Source organism: Aeromonas sp. QDB18, assembly GCF_027705325.1.
GTDB lineage: Bacteria > Pseudomonadota > Gammaproteobacteria > Enterobacterales > Aeromonadaceae > Aeromonas > Aeromonas caviae.
Map to the genome: position 1 here is coordinate 1 of NZ_JAPDBQ010000192.1, position 6,178 is coordinate 6,178.

At 64.1% G+C, this 6,178-nt stretch carries 7 protein-coding genes and 1 pseudogene; 1 reads left to right on the plus strand and 7 read right to left on the minus strand.

Annotated features, from left to right (window positions below; translation table 11 throughout):
* Positions 1–241: 241 nt before the first annotated feature.
* The 7 genes from OKC30_RS19345 to hinT all read right to left on the minus strand — a co-directional run bounded on the left by OKC30_RS19345 (position 242) and on the right by hinT (position 5,415).
* Complete coding sequence (locus OKC30_RS19345; protein ID WP_041212852.1) at positions 242–709, minus strand: hypothetical protein; 468 nt, start codon at positions 707–709, stop codon at positions 242–244.
* Positions 710–815: 106 nt separating this feature from the next.
* Positions 816–1,676 (minus strand): DUF6279 family lipoprotein, encoded by an 861-nt coding sequence (locus OKC30_RS19350; RefSeq protein ID WP_160839389.1) that lies wholly within the window; start codon positions 1,674–1,676, stop codon positions 816–818.
* Between the two features lie 51 nt (positions 1,677–1,727).
* Positions 1,728–2,591, minus strand: a complete 864-nt coding sequence (locus OKC30_RS19355; RefSeq protein ID WP_160839391.1) for a phosphotransferase — start codon at positions 2,589–2,591, stop codon at positions 1,728–1,730.
* Positions 2,581–3,177, minus strand: coding sequence for a penicillin-binding protein activator LpoB (gene lpoB / locus OKC30_RS19360; protein WP_010674346.1), 597 nt, complete (start codon positions 3,175–3,177; stop codon positions 2,581–2,583). The genes OKC30_RS19355 and lpoB overlap by 11 nt, the downstream gene beginning before the upstream one ends.
* Positions 3,177–3,575 (minus strand): YcfL family protein, encoded by a 399-nt coding sequence (locus tag OKC30_RS19365; RefSeq protein ID WP_160839394.1) that lies wholly within the window; start codon positions 3,573–3,575, stop codon positions 3,177–3,179. The genes lpoB and OKC30_RS19365 overlap by 1 nt, the downstream gene beginning before the upstream one ends.
* A 68-nt stretch (positions 3,576–3,643) precedes the next feature.
* Entirely contained in the window at positions 3,644–5,065 is a 1,422-nt protein-coding gene (locus OKC30_RS19370) for a COG3014 family protein (RefSeq protein WP_069785669.1), read from the minus strand.
* The gene (gene hinT, locus OKC30_RS19375; RefSeq protein ID WP_010674343.1) at positions 5,065–5,415 is read right to left on the minus strand and encodes a purine nucleoside phosphoramidase; all 351 of its coding nucleotides are present in this window, start codon (positions 5,413–5,415) and stop codon (positions 5,065–5,067) included. The genes OKC30_RS19370 and hinT overlap by 1 nt, the downstream gene beginning before the upstream one ends.
* Before the next feature lie 256 nt (positions 5,416–5,671).
* On the opposite strand from hinT, the pseudogene OKC30_RS19380 reads away from it, so the two are divergent.
* Positions 5,672–6,106: pseudogene (locus tag OKC30_RS19380) on the plus strand (methyl-accepting chemotaxis protein); the annotation flags it as partial.
* Between the last annotated feature and the right edge of the window lie 72 nt (positions 6,107–6,178).

Genomic DNA, 6,178 nt, shown 5'->3' on the forward strand with positions numbered 1-6,178 from the left:
TGCCGATGTGGAGCGGGTGATGTCACTTTGTAGCCGAGATTGGATAAAACTGACCTAATGTTTAATCCGATTGGTATGACTCTTTTTTCTCATGTAATCGGCCTCTGTCAGGCAATGGCAAGGGGCGACACCGGGGTCGCGCCGTGCAAAAAAATGAAACAAGACAGCCTAGCCGTTCACTAAAAGTGAACAGCAACAGAGAGAAGATGAGGCAACAGGTGGCAAGCTGACCCCATCGGGGTCAGGCGAGGAAGCTTTGGGCGAAGCGGTACTGCAGATGCCGGCGCTGCAGGCGGCGCCTGTGAATGCCGGCGAAGTGATCGCGAAAGCTCGTCCCCGGGTAGAAGAGGGCGGCATAGAACAGCAGGCCACACAGCAGCAGCAGGATCGCCTGCTGGGACCAGCTCATCACCAGCTCGTAGACCACGCTGCCGGGCTGATGATCGCGGCTCAGGGAGTGCTCGAGGCGCAGCAGGTGATTCTGGTGGGAGCCGACGAACTTGACGATGCCATCGTCACTGCCGCTGACGCCGTGGGCCGCCGGGCTTGCGTCGGCAGGTGCCGCCCCCTCCGCCAGCGAGTGGGCCTGCTGGGCCGAGGGCTGGAACGCGGGTACCTTGACCCCCTCCACCGAGAGGGTAGAGAACAACAGTGCGAGGGTGATGAGCAGGGTCATCGCCGCCAGTTTCACGTTGTCGGTCAGGTTCAAAAGTTAATTCCCACACAATAGAAAGGGCAAGCTACCACAGCCTGCCCCACAAGAACAAGGGCGGCAGGCCCGGGGCCCGCCGCCCTTGTGTTGTCTCACCGCGTCCTCAGCGGTTGCGGGTCATGCCCTCGAAGTCCTCGGCATAGTCCTTGAGCAGGGTGTAGAGGTGGGCCCGCTGGGAGAGATCCATGGAGTGGCTGAGATCGCTCAGCCACTGGATGGTGCGCTGGCGGGACTGGTCCGTGTAGCCGGTGAAGCGGCCATCCATCAGGCCGTCCCCCTGCTGGAGCAAGCGGGTCAGCTCCTGGCCGAAATCCGGGCTCTGGCGCTGTTTCATCAGCCGATCCAGCTCCTTGGTCCAGGCCTCCTGAAAGTCGAGCCAGGGGGCCATCATCTCGTATTGCCACTCGGCCCACTGCGTGATGAGGGGCTCCTGGGCCGGCTTCACCTTGCCAATCCAGAACACCAGGCGCTCGTTCATCTTCTCCCGAAAGCCCTTGATCATCTCGGCCTTCGACTGGGTGGCAAAATCGTGCTGGCGCTCCTGCTGGCGCGTCACCCGATCGGCCATGAAGCGAGCCACCTGCTCGTCGGTCAGGGTCTTGGCGAGGCGCACCGTGCGGGGAATGGCGTTCTCCAGGGTACGGGTCAGGCTCGCCTGGGTTCTGTCCAGATGCAGGGTCACCTGGGCCGGGCTCATGGGGCTGGCCACCGCCTTGGCCAGGGCGTCGAGATCCCGGGCATAGATGGGCAGCTCATGCTGCCGGTGCCAGGCCATCAGCCCCTTCACCTCCTGGTCCAGCAGCTTCTTCTGGCTGCGGTCCAGGGAGAAGTAGTCGTCCAGTTGCCAGACGATGGCCGAGTCGAGCCAGTAGTAGATCACCCGGGTGGCGCAACCCGTCAGCAGCAGGCAGAGCAGCAGCAGGCTCCAGCTACGCGGTTGACGCCATGAGAATGTGGTCACCATGCATGCCTCCCATTCATTGAATACACGCGTCGCGCGGGCCGTTGCCTGGCATCACTCCAAGCGCTGGCGGTTGATATCGATCAGGGCCTGATACTCGGGCCCGGGTTGCTGTTCGGCCATCAGCAGCGCCCACAGCAGGCCGATGTAATCGACCCAGGGCAGGAAGGCATCGGCCTGGAATCCCAGGGGCCCCAGCCCCGTCGGTGCCCCGTCCATGGCTTCAAGATAGCAGCTCTCCAACTGGCACCGCTGCTCTTCGCTCCAGCCGTGGGTGCGCTGGATGCTGGCGACCTCGAACCCAGGATGACCGGCGGCGCCGTACTCCCAGTCGATGACCCAGGGCCGCGCCCCCAACAAGTTAGCCGGATTGAGATCGTGATGGCAAGGGAGCCAGCAGTCGTCCGGCTCCCGGCTCGCGAGCAGGGCCCGCTCCAGCGCGGGCAGCCAGGGAGGGATATGGGCCAGACGCTGCCGATAACCGCCGCTGTGGGCCCGCACCGCCATCACCACGGTCGGCACCGGCAGGCGGTGCAGCCGTACCAGCACCTCCGCCATCAGGCGGGGTTGCGCGGCGAGAGGCGGCGCCTGCTCGGCCCAGTTGGGTTCGTCGCACCACGCCAGCAGCATCAGGCCGGTGGCGGGATCGCCGTGATGACAGGGCAACGCCAGCCCCTGCCCCACCGCCCCCTGGTAGAGCTGCCACTCGGTGGCCCGGTCGATGCCAAGGCGCACCGGATCCGGATGACCGCGGCGCAGGAAGGCCTGCTCGCCAGTGGGGAGGCAAAGCCGGTAGTTGCCGTTGGTCAGGCCCTGGCCAAGCGGCTCAAGGCGCCCCTGATCCCAGGGCGCTGGCAGGCTGGCGAGGAGCGCCAGCTCCGCCAGATCCCCCTGCCCCCGCGGGTCCTCACCAGCCAAAGGTGGACTTCTTGGCCTGTTTGCGGATCTCTTTCTGATCGGCCCACAGCAGTTCGCCGTTCTCCACATCCATCAGGTTCATGGTCATCTGGTAGTAGACGTCCTTCACCTTGCCGTTGTCCTTGACGATGCTGGCGAGGTTGCCATAGACCATGTAGCGGGCACCGGTCTGCTTGCCGAGCCGCACCATGGTGGCGGGATCCACCATGCCGCTGCCCTGCTGGTATTCGAGCTGCTGCTTGACCGCCGCCACCTTGCTCATGTCCACGAAGCGGAACTTGCCCGAGCGCAGCAGCTTGGTGCGGATAGTGTCGGTGATGGCCTCGGTGTCGATGTGCTCCGAGGTCTTGTTGCGGATGGAGTCCATGAACATCACCGGGCGGCCCCCGGCGGTGATCTCGCTGGTGGCCGGGGACGCCAGCATGGAATCCGCCATCTTGTCGGCGATGGCCTGCAAGTCGGAGGAGCCGTAATCGACGGTCACCGTCTCGGTCTCGGTGGGATCGCCATAGCTGACGGTGGTGCTGGAGCAGCCGCCCAGCAGCAGGGCTCCAGTCAGGATCAGCAGGGCATGATTCATTTTCATCAGTAGGATTCCTCCATCACTTCGCGAACGTAAATCCGGTAACCCCGTGCAGCCGGGCTCGGCGCCAGGGCGGACAAGGTGCGGGTCTGGTAGCCATGCAGCTTGAGGGGGGTCCAGCCGCGGCCATCGCTGGCCACCTCCTGCCCCGCGTCGTCATACCAGTAGAAGAGATATTGCAGCGTGTGGTCACCACGCTGGGTGCTGGCCGCCGCCACGTTGACCTGCAACAGGCCGTTCTGCTGGCGCCGGCTGAGTTCGGTCAGGGTGACGTTGACGTTTTGATGCTGCTCGGCCACCGCCGCCGCACCGGCCGCGCCATAGAGCGCCACGCCGGAAGTATTGGTGGCACAGCCCGTCAGCAGCAGAACCAGGCCCAGGGCCAACTCTTGTGCTTTCATCTTGTTCTCCTTGCCGGTGGCCGTCGGCCTGACCGGTCATTCATCTGAGTTGCCATATCCGGTTCCCCCTAGAGGGGCATCACCCGGGTCGTGAGCCCGCTCCCCAGGCGCTGTACCCACACCAGGGTGGTGCGCCCGGCGTGGACGCTGAGTGGCAGGGTGCGCATGGCGCTGCCCGCCCCCAGGGTCAGGGTGACGTTCCCGGCCGGGACCATCCCCTGCCAGCTCGAGGCCTTGGCGGGCAGCGTCAGCCAGCTGCGGGTATCCGCCCGCTCCGAGAGGGTGTTGAAGATCCCCACCAAGATGTTACCCACATCCCCCCCCTCCTTGGCGGCGGTGCGCCGCACCTGCTCCTTGGCCACCAGCCGCAGGGCCTGCCGGGTCAGCATGCCAGGCAGCCGCTCCTGCAGATCCTTGGCCGCCAGCGCCTCCAGCCTCACCAGCTCGCTGGTCTGCGCCACCCCCTTGCCCACCGACAGGGTGAGCGGGGCGCCGTCGCTGGCCCGATTGTCGTAATAGGGCACCGCCACGGTAAAGGTACGAAAATCGCCGCTGGAGGTGGAGATGGGCAGCGGCAGGAAGAGCTCACGGCGCGCCGGGATGAGGCCATCTTCAAACAGCACCACCAGCTGGCCCTGATCCTTGGCCAAAGGCGGCGCCTTGCGGCCCATCCGTTGCTCGGTCTCCTTGAGCTCCTCGGGAGAGCCGCGAAGCCGGGCCAGGCGCAGCAGGGCATCCTGCAGGCTCTGGTTGTCCGGCGCTATCTGATAGCCGCGCTGGTAATCGACCCAGGCGTCGTTGAGATCCCCGGCCGCCTCGTAGAGCACGCCGGAGAAATAGAAGGTGTAGGCGTTCTGGAAACCGTTTTTCACCTGGCCTATCAGGCGATCGAGCTCGGGGGCGCCGCGCGACATCAGCTGGCGCATCTCCCCGGCTTCGTCCTCCTGCTCCCCCTCCTGCGCGGCCTTGCGCACCTCGTCGGCCCGCCGTTTAAGGGCCTGCTCCTGCACCTGGTTGGCACGGCGCACCTCTACCAGGGCGCCGTCGGCATCCCCGCGCTGCAAGTAGTTGAGCGCCAGATAGTGGTGCAGCATGGTGCGCTCGTAATCGGGCGCCTGGTAAGCCAGGGTCTGATCGTTGGTGAGCAGGCTGCCCGCCTGGGCCAGTCCCTGGCTCAGGCGGTACTCGGCCTGACTGTCTTCCCACGCAAGCCGGCTGTCGGCGGCGGCAAAGGCCTGCTTGCTGGGGCCGTCCTGACCCGCCAGCCAGGCGATGCGCCCCTTCTCCAGCTGGTCGAGCACGAAGGTGTCGTCCCCCGGGGTCGATTCGCGCACCTCGGGTAGGGCCTCGGCGGCATGGCCCAGTAGCAGCTGGTTGCGCAGGGGCACCATCTGATCCGAGTAGGAGACGAACATGTCTTTCCACTGGGAAGCACAGCCCCCCAGCAGCAGACCGGCCAACAGCAGGCCGGTCGACGGGACGAGGCGCATCACAGGCTCAGCAGGGGTCCCAGGGGCTCGCCACCGACCAGGTGCAGGTGGATGTGATAGACCTCCTGTCCGCCGTGGCGGTTGCAGTTCATGATGAGGCGGTAGCCGTCCTCGGCGATGCCCGCGTCGCTGGCGAGCTTGCGGGCCACGGTGAACATCCGGCCCAGCGCCAGCTCGTGATCCGGCTCCACGTCGTTGACGGTGGGGATGAGCACGTTGGGAATGATCAGAATATGGGTCTTGGCCTTGGGCTGGATGTCGCGAAACGCGGTCACCAGATCGTCTTGATAAAGGATGTCGGCGGGGATCTCCTTGCGGATGATTTTGCTGAAAATGGTTTCTTGCGCCATGGGTAACTCCTTTATAGGAAAAAGAAAATTCAATACAAAGCTCAAGCGGCTCCCAAACAGGCCGCCGCAACGCGCCAAGTGTGACACAAGCCGACATTTGGCACAGCCGTTCTCCCAATTGCTTCAGTTATTGTGAAGAATACCGATAGCGAGGAGACGTCCCGCGAACCACAACGGCATCCCCTTCGGGGCATGCAGGGTATCAAAGGGACGGGGTACTCAGGCAAGGGACTTTTGCACAGACAGCGGGACAATAATGAAACAAACAATGTCAGACCTCTCGATCCTACAGAGAGTCTATCTGGGCTTTGCCATCCTGGTCGCCGTCATGGTCGCCAGTGCGGTACTGACCTTTCGCGGCCAGAGCGAACTCAGCGGCGCCCTGGATCAGGTGACCCAGGAGTCCATGCCGCTGGTACTCGCCAGCAGCCAGACCCAGATAAGCCTGCTCAGCGCCAACAAATGGCTCACCGACGTGCTGACCGAGCAGGATCTCAAGCAACTGCCTGCGGAAGTGGCCGAGTTGCAACAGGCCAAGGGCCAGGTCGACAAGATGGTCGCCAGCCTCAAGCAGCAGGTGGCGGTTCATCCCCAGTTGCAGGCGGACATGACTGCCCTCGTCAAGCTGGTGGATGACTACCTGCAACTGACCCAGACCCTGCCCGGCGAACACGAGGCCCTGCTCACCAGGGCGGGATCGTGAATGTTTTTTAACCATGTAAACAGGTTTGACCTCACGATCTGACTATGATCTTATGTGCTC